Source organism: Acidithiobacillus sulfurivorans, assembly GCF_018853815.1.
Classification (GTDB): Bacteria; Pseudomonadota; Gammaproteobacteria; order Acidithiobacillales; family Acidithiobacillaceae; genus Acidithiobacillus; species Acidithiobacillus sulfurivorans.
In genome coordinates this window covers 1-17,128 of sequence record NZ_JAAOMP010000029.1, presented here as the reverse complement: position 1 = coordinate 17,128, position 17,128 = coordinate 1, and the positions used below count along the sequence as shown (strand labels likewise).

Annotated in this window: 21 protein-coding genes and 29 tRNA genes; 2 read left to right on the top strand and 48 right to left on the bottom strand. The window is 52.7% G+C overall.

Translation table 11 applies throughout. The features are described 5' to 3' along the window. Positions 1 to 39 precede the first annotated feature (39 nt). From HAP95_RS02565 to HAP95_RS02530, 8 genes are all read right to left on the bottom strand, one after another. Positions 40 to 741, bottom strand: coding sequence for a hypothetical protein (locus HAP95_RS02565; RefSeq protein ID WP_215882812.1), 702 nt, complete (start codon positions 739 to 741; stop codon positions 40 to 42). Between the two features lie 51 nt (positions 742 to 792). Further along, complete coding sequence (locus HAP95_RS02560; RefSeq protein ID WP_215882811.1) at positions 793 to 1,176, bottom strand: hypothetical protein; 384 nt, start codon at positions 1,174 to 1,176, stop codon at positions 793 to 795. A 116-nt stretch (positions 1,177 to 1,292) separates the two neighbouring features. Next, positions 1,293 to 2,513: an IS110 family RNA-guided transposase gene (locus HAP95_RS02555; RefSeq protein ID WP_215882426.1), complete on the bottom strand. Its 1,221-nt coding sequence runs from the start codon at positions 2,511 to 2,513 to the stop codon at positions 1,293 to 1,295. Positions 2,514 to 2,983: 470 nt separating this feature from the next. After that, positions 2,984 to 3,412: a hypothetical protein gene (locus tag HAP95_RS02550; RefSeq protein ID WP_215882810.1), complete on the bottom strand. Its 429-nt coding sequence runs from the start codon at positions 3,410 to 3,412 to the stop codon at positions 2,984 to 2,986. 113 nt (positions 3,413 to 3,525) lie between these two features. Further along, positions 3,526 to 3,951, bottom strand: coding sequence for a hypothetical protein (locus HAP95_RS02545; protein WP_215882809.1), 426 nt, complete (start codon positions 3,949 to 3,951; stop codon positions 3,526 to 3,528). A gap of 13 nt (positions 3,952 to 3,964) precedes the next feature. Then, the gene (locus tag HAP95_RS02540; RefSeq protein WP_215880691.1) at positions 3,965 to 4,384 is read right to left on the bottom strand and encodes a hypothetical protein; all 420 of its coding nucleotides are present in this window, start codon (positions 4,382 to 4,384) and stop codon (positions 3,965 to 3,967) included. A 201-nt stretch (positions 4,385 to 4,585) separates the two neighbouring features. Continuing rightward, the gene (locus tag HAP95_RS02535; protein WP_215880690.1) at positions 4,586 to 5,026 is read right to left on the bottom strand and encodes a hypothetical protein; all 441 of its coding nucleotides are present in this window, start codon (positions 5,024 to 5,026) and stop codon (positions 4,586 to 4,588) included. Then, a complete protein-coding gene (locus HAP95_RS02530; RefSeq protein WP_215882808.1) occupies positions 5,023 to 5,454 on the bottom strand; it encodes a hypothetical protein in 432 nt (143 codons plus the stop codon). The genes HAP95_RS02535 and HAP95_RS02530 overlap by 4 nt, the downstream gene beginning before the upstream one ends. A gap of 245 nt (positions 5,455 to 5,699) precedes the next feature. On the opposite strand from HAP95_RS02530, the gene HAP95_RS02525 reads away from it, so the two are divergent. Continuing rightward, positions 5,700 to 6,611, top strand: a complete 912-nt coding sequence (locus HAP95_RS02525; protein ID WP_215882807.1) for a tyrosine-type recombinase/integrase — start codon at positions 5,700 to 5,702, stop codon at positions 6,609 to 6,611. A gap of 227 nt (positions 6,612 to 6,838) precedes the next feature. Here the strand turns inward: HAP95_RS02525 and HAP95_RS02520 are convergent, their stop codons facing one another. The 33 genes from HAP95_RS02520 to HAP95_RS02360 all read right to left on the bottom strand — a co-directional run bounded on the left by HAP95_RS02520 (position 6,839) and on the right by HAP95_RS02360 (position 13,836). Then, entirely contained in the window at positions 6,839 to 7,402 is a 564-nt protein-coding gene (locus HAP95_RS02520) for an HNH endonuclease (protein ID WP_215880687.1), read from the bottom strand. Beyond that, positions 7,368 to 7,793: a hypothetical protein gene (locus tag HAP95_RS02515; protein ID WP_215882034.1), complete on the bottom strand. Its 426-nt coding sequence runs from the start codon at positions 7,791 to 7,793 to the stop codon at positions 7,368 to 7,370. The genes HAP95_RS02520 and HAP95_RS02515 overlap by 35 nt, the downstream gene beginning before the upstream one ends. A 43-nt stretch (positions 7,794 to 7,836) precedes the next feature. Next, complete coding sequence (locus HAP95_RS02510; RefSeq protein ID WP_215882033.1) at positions 7,837 to 8,058, bottom strand: hypothetical protein; 222 nt, start codon at positions 8,056 to 8,058, stop codon at positions 7,837 to 7,839. Between the two features lie 10 nt (positions 8,059 to 8,068). Continuing rightward, a complete protein-coding gene (locus tag HAP95_RS02505) occupies positions 8,069 to 8,473 on the bottom strand; it encodes a hypothetical protein (RefSeq protein WP_215882032.1) in 405 nt (134 codons plus the stop codon). A gap of 157 nt (positions 8,474 to 8,630) precedes the next feature. Then, positions 8,631 to 8,707 (bottom strand) — tRNA-Arg (locus tag HAP95_RS02500). Positions 8,708 to 8,719: 12 nt separating this feature from the next. Next, positions 8,720 to 8,796: transfer RNA gene (locus tag HAP95_RS02495), tRNA-Lys, on the bottom strand. 30 nt (positions 8,797 to 8,826) lie between these two features. Continuing rightward, positions 8,827 to 8,902 (bottom strand) — tRNA-Phe (locus HAP95_RS02490). Next, entirely contained in the window at positions 8,868 to 9,311 is a 444-nt protein-coding gene (locus HAP95_RS02485; protein ID WP_215882031.1) for a hypothetical protein, read from the bottom strand. Before HAP95_RS02485 ends, HAP95_RS02490 begins: the two co-directional genes overlap by 35 nt. A gap of 26 nt (positions 9,312 to 9,337) precedes the next feature. Next, positions 9,338 to 9,413 (bottom strand) — tRNA-Lys (locus HAP95_RS02480). Between the two features lie 13 nt (positions 9,414 to 9,426). After that, positions 9,427 to 9,500 (bottom strand) — tRNA-Gln (locus HAP95_RS02475). A gap of 8 nt (positions 9,501 to 9,508) precedes the next feature. Continuing rightward, positions 9,509 to 9,585 (bottom strand) — tRNA-Glu (locus tag HAP95_RS02470). 43 nt (positions 9,586 to 9,628) lie between these two features. Next, positions 9,629 to 9,704, bottom strand: a tRNA-Val gene (locus HAP95_RS02465). Between the two features lie 2 nt (positions 9,705 to 9,706). Further along, positions 9,707 to 9,779 (bottom strand) — tRNA-Met (locus HAP95_RS02460). Position 9,780: 1 nt separating this feature from the next. Continuing rightward, a tRNA-Ile gene (locus HAP95_RS02455) sits at positions 9,781 to 9,855 on the bottom strand. A gap of 60 nt (positions 9,856 to 9,915) precedes the next feature. Further along, on the bottom strand, positions 9,916 to 10,428 hold the full coding sequence (locus HAP95_RS02450) for a hypothetical protein (RefSeq protein WP_215882806.1): 513 nt from the start codon (positions 10,426 to 10,428) through the stop codon (positions 9,916 to 9,918). A 73-nt stretch (positions 10,429 to 10,501) separates the two neighbouring features. Beyond that, a tRNA-Met gene (locus HAP95_RS02445) sits at positions 10,502 to 10,576 on the bottom strand. 4 nt (positions 10,577 to 10,580) lie between these two features. After that, positions 10,581 to 10,654: transfer RNA gene (locus HAP95_RS02440), tRNA-Cys, on the bottom strand. Positions 10,655 to 10,660: 6 nt separating this feature from the next. Then, a tRNA-Ser gene (locus HAP95_RS02435) sits at positions 10,661 to 10,750 on the bottom strand. 17 nt (positions 10,751 to 10,767) lie between these two features. Beyond that, positions 10,768 to 10,842, bottom strand: a tRNA-Gln gene (locus HAP95_RS02430). Between the two features lie 13 nt (positions 10,843 to 10,855). Further along, positions 10,856 to 10,931, bottom strand: a tRNA-Thr gene (locus HAP95_RS02425). A 231-nt stretch (positions 10,932 to 11,162) separates the two neighbouring features. Further along, positions 11,163 to 11,238: transfer RNA gene (locus HAP95_RS02420), tRNA-Thr, on the bottom strand. A gap of 4 nt (positions 11,239 to 11,242) precedes the next feature. Further along, positions 11,243 to 11,319 (bottom strand) — tRNA-Asp (locus tag HAP95_RS02415). A gap of 21 nt (positions 11,320 to 11,340) precedes the next feature. After that, positions 11,341 to 11,413: transfer RNA gene (locus tag HAP95_RS02410), tRNA-His, on the bottom strand. Positions 11,414 to 11,432: 19 nt separating this feature from the next. Beyond that, positions 11,433 to 11,560, bottom strand: a tRNA-OTHER gene (locus HAP95_RS02405). 53 nt (positions 11,561 to 11,613) lie between these two features. Beyond that, positions 11,614 to 12,537, bottom strand: a complete 924-nt coding sequence (locus HAP95_RS02400; RefSeq protein WP_215882805.1) for a hypothetical protein — start codon at positions 12,535 to 12,537, stop codon at positions 11,614 to 11,616. 62 nt (positions 12,538 to 12,599) lie between these two features. Next, positions 12,600 to 12,689: transfer RNA gene (locus HAP95_RS02395), tRNA-Ser, on the bottom strand. Between the two features lie 13 nt (positions 12,690 to 12,702). Further along, positions 12,703 to 12,778 (bottom strand) — tRNA-Ala (locus HAP95_RS02390). Positions 12,779 to 12,794: 16 nt separating this feature from the next. Next, positions 12,795 to 12,869: transfer RNA gene (locus tag HAP95_RS02385), tRNA-Gly, on the bottom strand. 83 nt (positions 12,870 to 12,952) lie between these two features. Then, positions 12,953 to 13,045 (bottom strand) — tRNA-Ser (locus tag HAP95_RS02380). A 302-nt stretch (positions 13,046 to 13,347) separates the two neighbouring features. Further along, positions 13,348 to 13,432: transfer RNA gene (locus tag HAP95_RS02375), tRNA-Tyr, on the bottom strand. A gap of 5 nt (positions 13,433 to 13,437) precedes the next feature. Continuing rightward, positions 13,438 to 13,527: transfer RNA gene (locus HAP95_RS02370), tRNA-Ser, on the bottom strand. A 6-nt stretch (positions 13,528 to 13,533) separates the two neighbouring features. Then, positions 13,534 to 13,610: transfer RNA gene (locus tag HAP95_RS02365), tRNA-Pro, on the bottom strand. Positions 13,611 to 13,761: 151 nt separating this feature from the next. Next, a tRNA-Asn gene (locus HAP95_RS02360) sits at positions 13,762 to 13,836 on the bottom strand. 179 nt (positions 13,837 to 14,015) lie between these two features. On the opposite strand from HAP95_RS02360, the gene HAP95_RS02355 reads away from it, so the two are divergent. Beyond that, the gene (locus HAP95_RS02355; RefSeq protein ID WP_215882804.1) at positions 14,016 to 14,318 is read left to right on the top strand and encodes a hypothetical protein; all 303 of its coding nucleotides are present in this window, start codon (positions 14,016 to 14,018) and stop codon (positions 14,316 to 14,318) included. A 101-nt stretch (positions 14,319 to 14,419) separates the two neighbouring features. Here HAP95_RS02355 and HAP95_RS02350 read toward each other — a convergent pair. The 7 genes from HAP95_RS02350 to traT form a co-directional block, all read right to left on the bottom strand. Further along, positions 14,420 to 14,492: transfer RNA gene (locus HAP95_RS02350), tRNA-Met, on the bottom strand. Position 14,493: 1 nt separating this feature from the next. After that, a tRNA-Met gene (locus tag HAP95_RS02345) sits at positions 14,494 to 14,568 on the bottom strand. Positions 14,569 to 14,580: 12 nt separating this feature from the next. After that, the gene (locus HAP95_RS02340) at positions 14,581 to 14,811 is read right to left on the bottom strand and encodes a hypothetical protein (RefSeq protein ID WP_215882803.1); all 231 of its coding nucleotides are present in this window, start codon (positions 14,809 to 14,811) and stop codon (positions 14,581 to 14,583) included. A 21-nt stretch (positions 14,812 to 14,832) separates the two neighbouring features. Next, positions 14,833 to 14,908: transfer RNA gene (locus HAP95_RS02335), tRNA-Trp, on the bottom strand. A gap of 634 nt (positions 14,909 to 15,542) precedes the next feature. Further along, the gene (locus HAP95_RS02330; protein WP_215882021.1) at positions 15,543 to 16,034 is read right to left on the bottom strand and encodes a hypothetical protein; all 492 of its coding nucleotides are present in this window, start codon (positions 16,032 to 16,034) and stop codon (positions 15,543 to 15,545) included. A 246-nt stretch (positions 16,035 to 16,280) separates the two neighbouring features. Continuing rightward, a complete protein-coding gene (locus tag HAP95_RS02325) occupies positions 16,281 to 16,670 on the bottom strand; it encodes a hypothetical protein (RefSeq protein ID WP_215882020.1) in 390 nt (129 codons plus the stop codon). An 89-nt stretch (positions 16,671 to 16,759) separates the two neighbouring features. After that, positions 16,760 to 17,128, bottom strand: a 369-nt coding sequence (gene traT / locus HAP95_RS02320; protein ID WP_215882802.1) for a complement resistance protein TraT, incomplete at its 5' end; no start/stop codon positions are given.

Sequence of the window (17,128 nt, the reverse complement as noted above, 5' to 3'; positions counted from 1 at the left end):
AAGGTCTGATTGGGGGCCATCTGTAGCCCCGTGGTCGGGTTACGAGGGCAGACAAAATTTTCGAGGGTTTGGGCTTACACCCCCAAACCGCAGAAGCCGGAGGATTTTATGCATCCGGTGAGACAAGCCACCGCCGAGCGTAATTGTGAGGTTTTCCAGAATGACGTCCGTGACCTGTTGAGACTTCAGCTTCAACAAGACCTGCTGGATCTGATGCCGCAAGGAAGATTCCCGATGCCGGGTAACTTTTTTGAGGGTCAAATGTTCCTGCGTGTTCAGGTTTTGATACCCTTTCTTTTCCAGCAGGGCGAGTTTGGCTTCCTGTTTTTTCAACCACTGGTTTTCCAGTGAGAAAAACAACCCATTGCTTACTGCAAACAGGTTGGTTTTGACGTTCAAGTCGATGCCTACCGCTTTATTCGGCTTCAACATCACATCGGTCCGATCGTAGACCAGACTGATATCTACTTCTCCTCGTGGATTCAACGTGACCCAATGTTCCCTGGTCAGATCGTAAGGCTTGTTGTGGTATGTCTGGTTGACGCTCAATGGCAGGTGAAGAACCCACTCTGGAGACTTGAAAACGTACCAGTTCTGATACCGCCTGCAAGTGTCGTTTTTGATCCAGTGCGAGTGCCATGTGGGTTTTGCTGCTTTTTTGTTGAACTGCGCTGCTTTCATGTAACTACCGCTGGTGTAGTAGACTGGATGAATCCGCTTCTGGACGTTTTCCTGATGCATCCTGAGCAGGTTCAACAGACGTTGTTCTGAAAACTTCTGGCGATAATGATCCTATAATTTCCGCCACCGCTCCGGGATAGCTTCCGGCCCTTCTATGGTATGAAACCGTAAGGTATTGAGGAATGTAGCCAATGGGCCATAAGCTGAACGGCTTTTCCAGGCCAGTTTTCCCTGGGAATCTTTCTTCTGAACCATTTTCCCTTTGGACAGGTGAAAAGTGCTCAGGGTTAGAATCTGTTGGACATGATTTAGTGTGTGAGCGCAAACCACCTTATGGAACAGTTGCTGCAACTCCCATGCGGTTAGCACCTTCTGCAAATCCGGTTCCAGTGTCTTTTGGAAATACTGGTAACCGTGCGTGATGAAATCTGGGGTTTCCAGCAGGGGAATATGCTGGAAAGCGAACATCGCCATCTGATTTTTAATGGTTCGCACAGCTTCGAAATGTTCACGTATTTTTTGTTTCTTGCCCACGTTAATGTGAAAGAAATGGAGTTACGGGCACAGAAGTCCCTGGCCTGTGAGGACCATTTTACGGGATCTGAAAGCGGTTATGCCGGATCGGGCAGGAATCCGAACTTGATCAGCTTTTTGATCCAGCGTGCGGCATTACGTTGTACGCTCAAGGCTTCATAATCGGTGGCGGCGTCCCGGTAATATGTGCCGCGAGAGAGCATGAAGTGGATGATGCGCAGCATTTTGTGGGCCAAGGCGATAATGGATCGTTTATGACCTCGGCGCACGACCAGATTCTGGAATTTGGTGCGCAGGGCGCATTGGGTGCGACTGGCGGCATGGGCGCATTCGCACAAGACGCGGCGCACGTAAGGATTCCCTTTCCGGGTGCGACCACTTTTGCGCTTGCCGGCCGATTCGTTGTTGCCCGGGCACAGACCGGCCCACGACGCCAGGCGATCGGCACTCCCGAAGGCCTTCATATCGTCCCCGATTTCCACCAGCAATAAGGCAGCACCTATGGTATCCACTCCCGGCAAGGTCTGCAGCAACGCCAGTGCATGCTGTTGCGGGGCCAAACCGTCCAACAAGCGGGTATCGAAGCGCGCGATCTGCGCTTCCAGGGCTTCGATATGGTGCATCACTTCGTCCAGAACAAAACGATGGCAGGCACTCAAATCGCCCTGCAACGCATCCAGAATCTCCTCCCGGCTGGCCTTGAGGCGATGGCTCGCCAGGGACAGCACCTCCTGAGGCGTGGCCCCCTGAATCAGCGCCTTGATCATGGCGCGTGCTGATTGACCATGAATGTCGCTGACCACCACGCCCAGGCGGATCCCCCCGTCGGTCAGCACCTTGTGTAGCCGGTTCTTTTCGGAGGCCAGCATGCCGACCAACTTCTGTCGTTGGCGGGCAATCAAGCGTAATTCCCGCAGTGGCGCTGGCGGGACAAAGGAACCGCGTAACAAGCCCGCGCGCGCCAGCATGGCCAGCCATTCCGCATCGCCGACATCGGTTTTGCGACCGGGCACCTGTTTGACGTGACGGGCATTGACGACCTGGGCACGAATGCCGACCTGCTCCAAAGCTGCATAGGGGCTTTTCCAGTAAATCCCGGTACTCTCCATGACCACTGCATCCGGCTGCCAGGTCGCACACCAATCCGCCAAGGCCCGACGGTCTTTCTTGAAGCCGCCAAACTGACGACGCTCTACCTCCACAGTGCCATCCGGGTTGCCTATGATGGCACAGGCCGTCACTTGTGCCTGATGAATATCCAGGCCGATCACACGTTGAAAAATGGGTTTCAGTTCCATCGGCTTTCCTCTCCATCTATACTGAAAACGTGGGAGGCGACGGATGCCGATGCCGAATCAACCTGCCTGCAGCAAGCCACAGACGGTCCTTTTAATGTGCGCTCTCATGGAGGCAATCCGGGGTACGAGTCGGCCCGGCGGGTCACGTTAGAAACGGGATCAAGTCACCAAAATTTTGCGCGATCTCAATCCGCCGCCATCCCCTCCCATTCTCTTTCATTCTCTGGGGTGGCGCGAGTCGCAATGGACGTTAGACCAGCGCGTACATATCCTGTCCGTAACGGTATGCACGGATTCGCGCACGTTCAAAGCGTCTTGGACGCTGAAGGTTTTAGGGAGAATGCGTTTCATTCAGATATTATCACCAATTTCAAAAGTTTTGTCTATGTGCTTGGCCCTGTCCATCCTCACCATGAATGACGAGGTTTTTCGCGCGGTTTTGATAAATTTTTTCAGTCACTCTTTTGGCACTACTGGCAACCGGCATACACGGAAGCTCTGGTAGCGTTGACCCCATGCAGATCTGCCTGTTGACACGCTAACGTTATGGATGATTCTTGTATCAATGACAACCAATCCAGTACGTATGCCCTTAAAGCGGCAAGGTCTGAATGATTGGATGTGTAGATTACCGCTTGAAACAACATGGCCTTCACGAAAAGCGCTGGGGGGTGGCTTTGGCTGTCCAACATCCATTCCCCTATAGCATAGTCGTCTTGCTGATGATTGGCCTGTTCAAGCTCAATTCGCCACCGGTCAAAATCCGGCCCCAAAATTAAAGGGCGCGCCTCTGCGTACAAGCGCATCTTTTGGTGATAGAACACCGCACCACAATATTCTTCTGCAAAACTGCCTTGGTTTTCCAGCGGATTCGTGGCACTACTCGTTTCTTCGTGCATAAGGGCACCCCTTTGTCTGTGTTTCCCGTGTCAACGGTAGGGTATAGGGACGGCCGACATATATTTTTTCAGGACCGCGTTAATCGCTAATCCAGAACTGTGAAACCGTCGATCTATCGGTCCCGCATCGTTTCACGTCGCGCCCGCTCAGACATGGGCGGATTGATCCACCAGGTCCACCAATACAACATGGTATAACTGATCATGTGTAGTGAAACATTCTGTTCTACGGACAGCGCGTTTAGACGATGACCGGCATCGGCGGGAAGGGGCATATTCACCTGCACCCATCCAGAGGGCTCTTTCTGTGTCCTTGCACATTGAAGGGATATCTTTTTCCCTTTAATGGGGCGCCACTTCAGGCCGTATTCCCAAGGCTTTTCCAGGAAAAACCGCTCTGCCGCATCTCTGTACATCACTTTAAGGGTGCGTCCGGACGCTTTTGCCATCGTTCTGGCGTAAATATGCATCTTGGCAGGCGCAAGGGTCGAGATTTCCACGTACAATTCGCCGGACTTCTGGTCGGTAAAATTTCGCATATATCCCCTCTTTTTAGCTGTTTCTGCGCAAAAAATCTTCCCGACGTGCCCGCTCAGATGCTGGCGGGCAGATCCACCACGTCCACCAATACAGCATCGTGTACGTAACCGACGACATGGACACGTCGTATTCTTTTGTCAACTGTTCCAACGCAAGCCCCATTTCGGCGGGGAAAAGCATGTTGACCTGTACCCAGCCTGTAGGAACTTTCTGGCCGACCGTGCCCTTTATTGTGGACGTTAACCCTTTGGTTTGGCGCCATTTCAGGCCGTGTTCCCAAGGCTTATCCCGGAAAAACCGCTGACCTGCGTCATAAAGCATTTTCTGAACAGAACGGTTGGTGACTTCCGCTAGTATACCGGAATAATTGTGCATCCTAGCAGGCGCACGGGTTGCGATTCTTGCGCACATCTCGCCCGTCTTTTTGTCCATGAATATTCGCATTCGTATTACCCCTTGTTAAAAGCACATAACGCTATGTTACGCCACATCGCGTTATGTGTCAAAAAAGGAGGGACGTTCTTGGCGGTGGCAGTTCATTAAAGGATGTCTTTTGATGGGCGCCAAAAAGATTCCGCAGCTAGCGCGATGCTATTCCCCACCTTTATCAGCGGATAGCGGGCGCGCAGAAGATCAAATTTCCTCCAAAACGACCCCATGCAGAGTTTCTTCCTTGATGCGGTGTGCCCCCTCACAAACGATAAACACCCTGGCGTCCATTGGACCTGAGCACCCTTCTGGTATCCGCACAGAAAATAGTGTGGAACTCCGCCCTTCCACCTGTGCGAAGACAGGGATTTCTCCTTCGAACGGCAAAAGAACGCCTTCCTGTGCGCATATTGTTGTTATCGCATGCGCGATGGCTTCGGCTCTCTTTCCCCCGCCATCTGTACGGATGATGGCGGGTTTTTGCACAGATTCTTCCTGATTCTTAAGGTCCGCTGCAATCGTCTGCGCGAAGGCCAGGTCGGTTGGATGGATTTTGGAACCTCTCGTGCTCTTCCGGAAAAGCGACCTTAATCGCTGCCGTGCGCCCGTTGTCGTTGTCCGCACCTTGTCCTCCGGGTTCTTCATCCGGCCAGCATCTCCGCCTTGACGAACGGTTCCCCCGTAACAGCGCTCACGGCGTCCATCTTTTCAACCAGGCACGCCATCGCCAATTCCAGAATTCTGGCGTCTTTTTTGGCGGGAGGCATTTTTTCCGAAAAGAGCAACCGCTCGAATGTTTCCCGGTATTTCAAGTAATCGCGGCCATCGACAAACAAAGATAATCGACGGCTAGGCACGTCATATCCACTTTCTACAGAAGACGACGGGACTGCTGATGCCACAGCGGAAGCAATGGAAGTTGCCTTAATCGCCTCTACATGACCTTCATTGCTGTCACCGAACTCTTGGTCAGTGATGCCATGCATCTTGTTTTGAGTCTCTTTCTGCCCAGCATCCTCCGTAAGTGGCGAAGGGGGAACGTCACGGCTTTCCGTTACAGATTGCTCATTCATGGTAAACACCTACTTTTTCAGAGTGGAGAACCTTTTCAGGATAGATGGAGTTTTATCTGCATGCAAGACCGTAAATCATCAGTTGATAAAACTTGTTTTCTGTCTGGGGTTTTTCTGGAGCGTCCTGGGCTGGGCAGCCTCCCCTTAAACAAGGTATGAGGCGATAAAAGGTTCTCTTTTATCAACTCATATGCCATGATGAACCTTTGTTGGCGCACAATGGTCTGTCTATCCGGAGAAACCTCATGAAAAAGACCTTAATACCTACGGAAAAACCGCTTGAAGTACACCATGACGCTGTTTTCCAGAATATGGCTCCCCTGACCATTCAGCGGTATGGCTGGATACTGGACAACTTTCTGGAATGGTGCGCGGAGCAGGGCATCAATCCTGTTTCCCCCAAAGTTCGCGAGATCACCAACTATCTTCAAGATCGGCCACAATGGGGCGTTTCACGTAAAACTGTAGCTTTGGCTGCATTGGGGCATTGGTTTGATTATCAAGGTCTGCCGGAGAACCCGGCTAAAGCGGCGTCTTTAAGGAAAACTGGACGTGCTGGCCGCGCCTTCGCTCCGAAGCGTTTACCTGCCGCACTGGATGATACGGAGTCTGCGGCCTTCCTTCGGGCGACAACGCCAAAATCAGGAGATTCCTTTCCTGTGCGCCGAAAGCAACTTATACAGCGATTATTGTTTTGGACGGGCTTGCGCGTGTCTGAAGCGGTCCATCTTCAGGTAGGGGATATTCGCCTGGATGACGAGCATCCGGTGTTGCGGGTTATCGGGAAAGGGAACAAGGAGCGCCAGGTGCCCATTGCGGACCGCCTGGCGATGGAACTACTGGATTACCTCGAAATGCGGGAAGCGTTTCTCGACGGGCAAATGTCCATAAAAACCGTTTTCTGTGACCGATACGGAAATCCTTACACGCCAGCCGGCGTCTGGTCGATGGTGGGGGACACTTTCAAAAGCATTGGTGTTGAGAAACGACATAAAGGACCGCACGTCTTGCGCCATACTTTTGCGACGCGGCAACTGCAAAGTGGACACCCGCCCGCTATTGTGAAGGCGTGGATGGGGCATAGTGACTTGCGGGTGCTATTTTCCGTATATGAACATGTGATGAGCAGTCCGAAAGGGGTGAAGCCGGTGGAGTAGGGCGGTAACCCGCTTAAAAATAAACAGATTCCATTTATCTGGGATTTGCATGACGTATGCTTCACGTATGCTTCACGTATGCTTCGTGCATGCGTGAAGCATACAAAAACGATGCTTGAAGCATAAAGAATTAGTCTAAACATACAAACTTAAAAACCCGCCAACCCCAGCGGTTTATTTGCTGAAACGGGGTTAGCGGGTTATGTATGACGCAAAATACGGATGGCCTATGCCTGCAACCGGTGAAAACCGACTCGCAGAAAGTCTAGCTGATCAGCGAGAATATGCCGCCCAGTCAGGTACAAAAACTCGTACTGATTGGGCGTGTACGGCACGGCCAGCAACTTCATGCCAGCCTGTTCCGGCGTCCGTGCATCCTTGTGATTATTGCACCGCTTGCAAGCGGTCACCACGTTGGTCCAGGTGTCCTTGCCGCCTTTCGACGTAGGTATGACATGATCCCGCGTCAGGTGGTGGTCCTGCGAACGGCGAGAATCCCCGAAATCTCTCCCGCAGTACATGCACAGATGCCCGTCGCGCCGGAACAGGGACGCGTTGGTCAGGGCAGGGGTATGCCATTTCGACCATGCAGCTCCACGAATCGCGATGACCGGATGGATGTCCATGTGGGATTGCAGTCCGGTCATCCGGTTGCGACCGCCGTGGAGAATGCGAAACGGATCCCCGAGCGTCCAGGCCACCTGGCCTTTCGCGTAGTAGCCAGCGGCTTCTTCCTGGCCGATCCAGTGCAGGGGATTACCCGCACTGTCCAACCGCAGTATGGCTGCCATGTTTCGCCTCCTTTTTAGGTAGAACTTCGATATGGTGGACGGTACGAAGCAGGCTGGCCGTGTTCACCACCCAATAATTTTTCGAGGATGGATGCCATGCGCGCCGTAATGCCTGCCAACCGCGTTGAACATCCGTGCAAACCGTGCCGACGCATTCAATGGCGCGATTGCCCAGAACATACAGGGCTGCGGCCATATCGACCACGCGGTCTGCAGCCTCGCGCGCATCGCCACGAAAACGGACAGACTCGTCGATCAGTCGCTCGACTTGGTCATTCAGTCGGTCGGCTGCATTGTTGCTGGTCTCCGCGTTACCCACAACAAAAGTAGCGGCCTTGAGGGTGATCACGAAAACCACGAAAAAAGAAGATGTACGAAAAACAAAAGTCACAGCGCACCTCCTTATTAAAGGGGATGCCGCCGTGACAGGTTGGTCATCCCGCAGTTTGATTCTGTAGCGACGAAGACGGTTCCTTGTCGCTGCTGGCTAAGGCTGAAATCCCGGCCAGCCCGCGCCGGCCAATTTCCTCCGCCCGGATCATGGATGCTTCCATTTCCGGTGATGAAACAGGTACTTCTATATGTTGGCCGGTTTCTGTGCTGATGAGATGGTCGAAAACAGCAAGTCGTTGGCCTTTCTTTTCGATGAAATGCATGGAGTTCTCCTTATAGAGCTTCGGCGATAATGGTTGTTGCTACCTGTTCCTGACCTTTCGCTATCTGGGCCATAACAGGCCGTAATGCGGCTCTCATGATGTCGTAATTGCTGCCCAACGAAATCAATGGTACGTCCAGTTTGCCGTGGTGCTTTGCGTAGCTTTGCGTCAGATGACTCAGCCGGTCCTGCGCTGCTTGTGCTGCAACCGCCGAGCGGGCGGCGTCCTGGTCATCCAGCGGTGCCCGCTCGGCCCAACCGGCCATAATGGATTTGGACTGCGCAATGACATCCGCCATCATGAGATGCAGCATCTCCAAAGCCTGTTCGGAGGTGGCCGGGCGCACGACAGCAGCCGGCGCCTGCCGGGTAATCACGGGAACTGGTTGCGTAGGCAATAATGATGAACGGTTCATGATGGGTCTCCTTGGTGAGATTTGGTGCCCTTGGCCGGATTCTATCCGCTACGTTGCGCTTCGGTTGCACCCTGCAAGGGCCAGTCCTTCGGACTTTGAACCCCCGACACTCGGTGTAGAAGACTGATGTTCTGTCCGCTGAACTACAGTCGCAAATTGGTGCCCCTTGAGGGATTCGAACCCCCGACCCTTCGGTCCGAAGCCGAATGCTCTGATCCACTGAGCTAAAGGGGCGAAAAACAAAATTGGTGGACGCGGTGGGATTCGAACCCACGACCCATCGGTTAAGAGCCGATTGCTCTGGCCAACTGAGCTACACGTCCGAGGTTGCGTTGTGCTACGTGTGGTCGAATTGGTGCAACGAACAAGAGTCGAACTTGTGACACCCGGACCTTCAAACCGGTGCTCTACCAACTGAGCTATCGTTGCATAAAAATCTAAAAATATTTCCTGGAATTATCTTTAATTTGTTTGAGATGGCCATCGTGAAACTGGTTATTGGTTTACCGGGCTCATAGAAATCATCACAAATGAAAAACCCGGCTTTTTTCAACTCTTGAACATGCACAAAAATAACAGAGTGTCTTTTCCCATTATGAATACTAACTTGTTTGTATGTTCCTGTAAAGTTATTACTAAGCGTCTTAATGTCATCAAAGAAATAAGCAGCATATATTCCATCAAGGTTTTTATTGCCAAACATTTCTGAATACCCACCGAATGAGTCGTGGCATCGCAAGGGTTTCATAGCAAAGCCGTTGCGAATAATATTTAACGCGCTTCCGCTTTCTGCTATATGGAAAAGATAGCTTGAATTGCATTCTTTTTCTTTAACCATGTTTTCACCTATGTTATACAAGTGTATGGTGGGTGCGGCGAGCTTCGAACTCGCGACCCCTCGATTAAAAGTCCAGTGCTATACCGGTTGAGCTACACACCCACGGAAACAAAATTGGCTGGGGGACGTGGGTTCGAACCACGGTTTTCTGGGTCAGAGCCAGACATCCTGCCGCTAGATGATCCCCCAAATTAAATTGGTGCTCCCAACGGGATTTGAACCCGTGTCCCCGGCTTGAAAGGCCAGTCGCCTAGACCGCTAGCTGGATAGGAGCGTGTGAAACCTGTGTCATTTGGTACTTCGACCGACAGATTTTATGGTGGGTCTTGCAGGGATCGAACCTGCGACATTCGCCGTGTAAAGACGACGCTCTACCAACTGAGCTAAAGACCCGGTGGACAGTACAGGATTTGAACCTGTGACATACGGATTATGATTCCATCGCTCTACCTACTGAGCTAACTGTCCGTGGTGCATCGTGGTGGAATCGAACCACCCGCCTCTCGATTATCAGTCGAGTGCTCTACCGATGAGCTGACGATGCGTTGTTTAATGCCAGGCTTCTCCACCATGATAGTGGAGAAGCCTGTTGTTGTGACCACCCTTAACCGTGCCACTGGTGCTTACGGTAGGCTTTCCAGTTTTTCTGGTAATAGCGAAGCGGGTAGTCTCCCCAGATGCTTATTTTGATCGTATAGCGCAACTTTACGCGAATTGGCGGCTCACCATCTTCCATGCAGCCATGTCCGGTATCCCGTATCATACGACCAAAGTGCGCATTTCGGTATCGGGAGTACCCGTAGCCATGGCCTATGCCTTCCACCGGACCGTTCCGGTATTCATGCCGGTGATAGGTTTTAAACCGATTCCGACGAACCTTGATTTGTTGTGAAGCCAACTCGTTGGGGTCAACTCTTAAACCGTCCCAGTCTTCCAGGACATAATCAAAGCAGGGGAGACCGTTGTCATCGGTTTCAAACTTCAAACCAACACGGTTGGCTCTCAGGATGTCATGAATCTCGATTGAATCGGTATAAGGTCCAAACAGATTGCCGTTTCGGTCCCGGAACCACCACCCTTTTACGGGAGCGGGTACGGGTATGGATTTTTGTTTCATTTGGGTTTCTCCGTTAGATAACTACCTATCGGAAAACGGTGACTTCTTCCATCGTGACGCCTCCTTATGAAATTGGTGGACCCGGGGAGTTTCGAAATCCCGACCCGACAGTTATGAGCCGTCCGCTCTGCCTCTGAGCTACAGGTCCGAAATGGAGCACGATGCCGGAATCGAACCGACCTAAGCAGGGTTGCAACCTACCACCTAACCTATCGGACAATCGTGCGTAAATTGGCGGAAAAGGTGAGATTCGAACTCACGGGCCGTTGAGACGACCTTCCGGGTTCAGGCCGGACGCATTAAACCACTCTGCCACTTTTCCGAAGCTGTTTGAATTGTTGGCTGAGGGCGTAGGAATCGAACCTACTGGTACAGGGTCCAAGGCCCTGCGTCACGCCATGCGACAAGCCCTCATTACGTTAAAAATTGGTGCCGGATCGCAGAATCGAACTGCGGACCTATCGCTTACGAGGTGATTGCTCTGCCAACTGAGCTAATCCGGCCTTGGGCAAACAAAAGCCACTCGGAAAAAGTTCCGCAAAAGTCTTTCCGTGTCGCTCTCCAGAATGGGTATCCACATTGCGATGCTTGGCCTTGCGGGTGTACTTTGTGCGATCCCGCTGCGCATAGGTCGGCAAGACGCCGATACGCCGTTTTGCTTTTTCTGGTCGAATGACCAGCGTTTCTTTTTTCATGATAATCCTCCTTAGTTCCATGTTTCTCCTGACTGGAATTGGAGCCGGTTGCCGGCATCGAACCAGCGACCCTCTGCTTACAGGGCAGATGCTCTACCAACTGAGCTAAACCGGCAAATTGGCGATCCATGCCGGACTTGAACCGGCGACCTCTTGCGTGACAGGCAAGCGCTCTGACCAACTGAGCTAATGGATCGTGATGATAAAAACACTTCGGGGTGGCCTACGGGACTCGAACCCGTGACAAGCAGGATCACAACCTGCGGCTCTACCAACTGAGCTAAGACCACACCGAAGTGTTTTCTGAAATGGAGGAAGCGGCGGGATTCGAACCCGCGAACCATTGCTGGCTTCTGTCTTGTGCAGACATTCGTCGGCAAAATGTCCACGGGCCGCTTTCGAGGACGGCGCAATAAACCGGACTTTGCCACGCATCCGCGATGAACAGCTTGTGCCAAGTTTAGGCTTGGCACAAAATCTGGCCCGCCGTCTAATTATGCCAACGAATCACAATCGATCCGTTTTGAGGCTGCGCCCCCGACTGTCCGCCGCCCCCTGGGGTGTTGTGCACTTGTTGGGCAGCGTTTATGACGTAATTGGCTGCTCCACCGCCAGCCCCGTCAAAGTAAGGGCCTGCATAATGGCTGGAACCATCGGATCCTCCACCACCGCCAAAGTATCCACCGCCACCACCACCGCCGCCTGCTATAGAGCCATGCGCCAGACCACCAACCCCGCCGCCACCAACACCAGCTACCCGGTCACTTTGTCCCTGCCCAGCCCCGCCTCGGAGGTAGGAACCGTTGTAAGAAGGGCCAAACGCATTGTTCATGCCCAGATAAATTTCACCGGCTTGCCCGCCCGCAAAAGGCGTACCCCCTTTCCCCTCAGTCAAACAACGGTGATCGCCCGTGCAGCCCGTGCCTTCTCCAAGGTCAGACTTAGGTTCTCCGCCAAATCCTCCCGATTGTCCAGCCGCACCTCCACCACCGCCACCGGCCATACCCAATGTATGCCCTTTGGTGTAAATGTTGGTATAGCCGTTAAAACTGACACTGGTATAACCACCGCCGTTGCCGCCATTCCTTCCTATCGCGTTAGCGCCAGCCTGGCCAACGGTAGCCATCCATAGGCCGGAAAACTTGGCGGCGGGTAAGTTGAATTGGAGAAGTCCGCCTGCTCCACCTGGTCCAAATCGACCGGAGGATCCTCCCGCAGCCCCACTGAGCTTCACAGAAATGACAGAGCAACCGCTTTCCTGGGCAGGAACCTCCACAGGGATGTTTTTACCGACCTGGTTAAGGGACACCGATCCGGGGACGCAGGTGGTATCCGGCGCAGCGGACGCACTTTGAACGGCGGCCACGGCAACCAAGGCTAGCAACAGGGTAGATAGAGGTTTACGGTGGAGCATTTTATTTCCTTTTTTCGATGGCTAACTAAAGCAAGTTCACCTGCAAGGGCAGGGGTTTTGTTTGGCGGAGCGTGAAGGATTCGAACCTTCGTGCCGGTTTCCCGACCATCTGCTTTCCAAGCAGCGCCAATTGGCCTCTCTGACAACGCTCCATAAAGTGAAAATTGGTGGACCTAGACGGATTTGAACCGACGACATCCTGCTTGCAGGGCAGGCGCTCTCCCAACTGAGCTATAGGCCCGTTTGAAACGGTAAATTGGAGCGGGATAGGGGAATCGAACCCCTCTATTCAGCTTGGAAGGCTGACGCACAGGCCAATATGCCAATCCCGCATAAAAATTTAACAGATTAAAAATCGGAGCGACCGATTTTCCACGCCGCGTCGGCAATACGTTCCGCTTGCGTGATTAAAATTTGGCGGAAACTATGGGATTCGAACCCATGAAAGGTGATTAACCTCTTCCGGTTTTCGAGACCGGCGCATTCAACCAGGCTCTGCCAAGTTTCCTGAAAAATGCCAGACGATTCGGCAACGTCCCTCTGGCCAGGACTTCAAGTTTATACTTTCTAAAAAGAAAGCGCATCTTGCCTTATTACTTGTAAAAAGATGCCAGATTATTCGGCATACGCCTTCTGGCTAGGGTTCGTATCTGCAAGCATTTGCGTGGGGAAATGCTGGCATTATGCCTTATTGCTTAAAATAAGTACCAGATTATTCGGCTCAACCCTCTGGCAAGGCTGTTTCCAGACCCGTTTACGAAAGTGAAAGAAAGAAAAACACATTCAACGAATCGCCTTATTACTTGAAATTGGTGGAGTGCCACGGAATCGAACCGCGCATTGCCAGAGGCGTCAGATTTACAGTCTGATGGGTTTGCCGCATCCCTCACACTCCATGTTTGGCGGAAGATGCAGGACTCGAACCTGCAAAACCCCTTTCGGGATCGCCGGATTAGCAATCCGGTGCCTTACCGATTCGGCCAATCTTCCTGAATTTGGTCGGAATAGCAGGATTCGAACCTGCGGTCTCATGGTCCCAAACCATGCGCCTTACCGGGCTAGGCTATATTCCGAAATACGGATTTTTATTTCTGGCGAAACCCGCAAAACGCCCTTGCCCGTTCCGTCATTTGCACTTTTCAGTGTTACCTTTCAACGGGCTATCTTTCAGGAACGCGCACAAGACGCGATCCCAACAACGTCAACCATAGGTTGACATGTGTTTGGCTGGGGAGGCAGGGATCGAACCTGCGACATCTTGATTAACAGTCAAGCGTTCTACCGCTGAACTACACCCCAAAATGCCCGATAGGTGTTCCAATGAACACCACGGCGGGACCACCGATTATCGCACATCGCTTCGGCAATATGGTCCGCTTGCGTCTGTGCAGAATAGGCGCCGCTGCAGATTCCGTGGATCGGCAATCTATCAAAAAGCCCTACCAATCGGGGCAACGGCATAGAACAGCATAAAAAGGATGCGCAGCGTCTTCCAATCGCCACGGCTTGCAGAAATGGTTCCTTTTGGACTCCTCGATGTTCCCTGCCAGACATCCCATATTGCTGATCACGATCCGTTATCTCCGAATCACCAGTATTATCGTGGGCCTGGCGACCTTGGATTCTTCGAGCGGGTATTCACCGCGTCACAAACCGTGGAACATGGACCGCTATCGTCTGCGGCAACCGCCGGCCTAAATCGCGCCCATTACAGAGCCGACATGCCTGACCGAAAAGGCATCTGCGTTACCCTGCAGATGGGGGAATTTGGCGACGGCTAACAGCACGCAATAAGGGCGTGCTGTTAGCCGTCGTTGATGCGCCCCGCCGCAGCGCACAACCAGCGCGACATGGCGAGGATTTCGGGGAAGCCCCGAATGGGCGCCGCAGAGTGGACTCGAACCACTGACCTCCAGGATATGCCCCTGGCGCTCTACCGACTGAGCTACTTTGGCATGGTAGCGGAGGCCGGAATCGAACCGGACCTTTTAGGCGTATGAAGCCCACGTAGCGCCATTCTACTACCCCGCAACAAACTTTTGGTTACGCCACAGCGTGATCGGCTTTGGCTTTTTCCAGAAAGGCGATGTGCTTACGAATGTACCGCATAAACAGCATCGCTTTGTCTTCCGGAAGGAATGTGGCTGTACCGGCATCCTCCACAGGTACCGGAAACTCAAAGCCACATTCTGTCTGATACCAGAGGTTGCCCTCCTTGAATCGGGTAAAGACCACCTTTTTGTTGTCTTTGACCATATCTTTTATGGAATTCATGTCATCCTCCTTTTTGCGAATTGGCACCGGCACAGGGATTTGAACCCCGATATCTGGTTTTGGAGACCAGCGCTCTACCAGGTTGAGCTATACCGGCAAAGTGTATCGCACACAAAAATCTGTGCGATATCTGCACACCATAGCCCTGCAGGTTCTCTCCACAGGGTTATGGTGTGCATCCGCCTGAACGCAGGCGGACACACAAGTATGTCTTCAATTTTCAAAGAGCGTGGCTGACTTAAAACAAAACCGGCAGCCTGTTTTTCACAAGGGCTGCCGGTTGTTTTGCTTCCGGTGGAGCCCCTTTGTTCGTGGGACTCCGCGATGGGGTCCCGGTTACACGATAAGGTTTAACTGAATGGTGGATGAATTTTTCGGTTGCGTTGAATGGCTACCTGTATATCCGGCAAAACTATAGCCCGTGAGACAACCCATACGATGATCTGTATGCCATAGCTGCATCGCTGAGAAACGGTCTTGTTGTCCGGCTAGTATGTTCACTAGAACGCCCTAAAAAATGGTTGAGATATGACTATACAGGAAAAGGATAGGCTTCGTCAAGTCCTGTGAAACCTTGGCGCGCTCCCGAGGTGATGGTACTGGCCGCCCTTGTAGTGTTCGCAGATATCCCCTGGATAGACATGCATGGCATCATTCAGCTTTTGCATATCCTGCTCCAGGCAAGACAGACCATTGACGATATTCTCCTTGTTGGCCCTTGGCCATATTCATCAACCCTTCGGCACCGGAAACGGCATCAAAGGCGACGTACTGGACGTGCTGAATCCCCAGGACATTCCGTGGTAATACATGCAGTTCCGCTGGATCTTCGTCTGTTGAAGGGTCAATCCGCCGTGCACCATGTTCAGCGAATAGGTGCAGTAGGGCTCCTTCTTGGCAGGGTCTCCCAGCACAAAGAGATAATGGCCGGGCTTGCTGGTCGCTTTGATCTTGCCCATATAGGCACCCTGGCTCGTCTGGGCGGCCGCAATGACCATTTTAGCCGTCGGTGGCGTAGGACGCCAACTGGACCCCCCGGGAGCTTCCACGGCACCAATGGTGGCCTTTCCGTTCGAGGTAGAGTGAAGCACGATGACGGCACCGTCACCCATGCCTACGTAATAGGCATCAGGAATACCGGAAGTCGTCGCCTGTGCACAGGAAGCGGAAAGGCCCAGAATCAGGGCAGGCAGAAGGGAATTCGAAAGGGAATACTTACGCATGAAAATCTCCTTTAGTGAACGCAAAAAATTTTATCATCATTGGATGTTCTTTTCATATCGAGAACCGGGCTGGCCGGGTTCATTGCTGGCTGTACAATCCAACCGATGGTCCGTGGCTTTGGGGCAGCGTTTGTTGCCGCAAACCGGACATGCCCACATCCTGGTGATGGCTAGAGGGAAAACCTCGTCCGGGTGCGCTAAATCCCATTTCTGAGCGCAGTGGAAACAGTCAGGGGGCGACGCCATTTATGCACTCCTGAACATAAAGCCTGCGGCCCGGACGACCTGTACCGCACGCAACACTTGATCATCGTCGTCCATAATGTGCTGAAAAGATGCGCTCACGCCATCGGTCACGATCTCGTCCACTTCGTTGTTTGTATCCTTATACACCCAACGAATGCCCGAATAAGGAATATCCGCCAGCAGTTGGTCATGAATGAAGCGACACACTTTCTCTGCCCCGTTGGTGACGCTGCATCCGTGGGCATGGTCTTCTACAAAAATTACGCAGACGTCCTTTAGTTTGACCACCAAAGCGGACGCTGTAGAAGGTTTGCCTTCTGGTGTTTGCCGTGGAGTGCTCATTGCACTCTCTATGCTGACTTCTATAGTGCCAAAAACTTGCTCCATCATTGCACTTGCTCCTTCTCCCACCCTCCGCAAAACGCATGACACGCATGCGATATTTGCGGAGGGTCTTGCTCGACCGATATTGCTGCGTACTACAGGATACCACCCAAACTATGCACCAACTGGCCCTGCAGTGCAGGCAATGCCGTCTTGAACGACAGGTTGACCTTATTTGCGGTGGAGACAATCCGAGTGCGGTAGTCTACCCAATGCCCGGTCTCGGACGTGCTCTGGGTCGTCGTCGTACTGGCCCCCTGCTGGAGATCAGCGGCCGTGTCCTGCTGAACCGCATGACGGGACCGCACGCCCACCTGCACATCGGTGATCATCGCGTAAGTGACGTTCTTGACCAGAGAGTCTGCGACCATCCCGCCCACTCCGGCGACCAGCCCCCCCACCCCGGCACCCATATACGACTGGCCGATCATTCCACCCGCTGCAGCACCGGCGATGGCGCTACC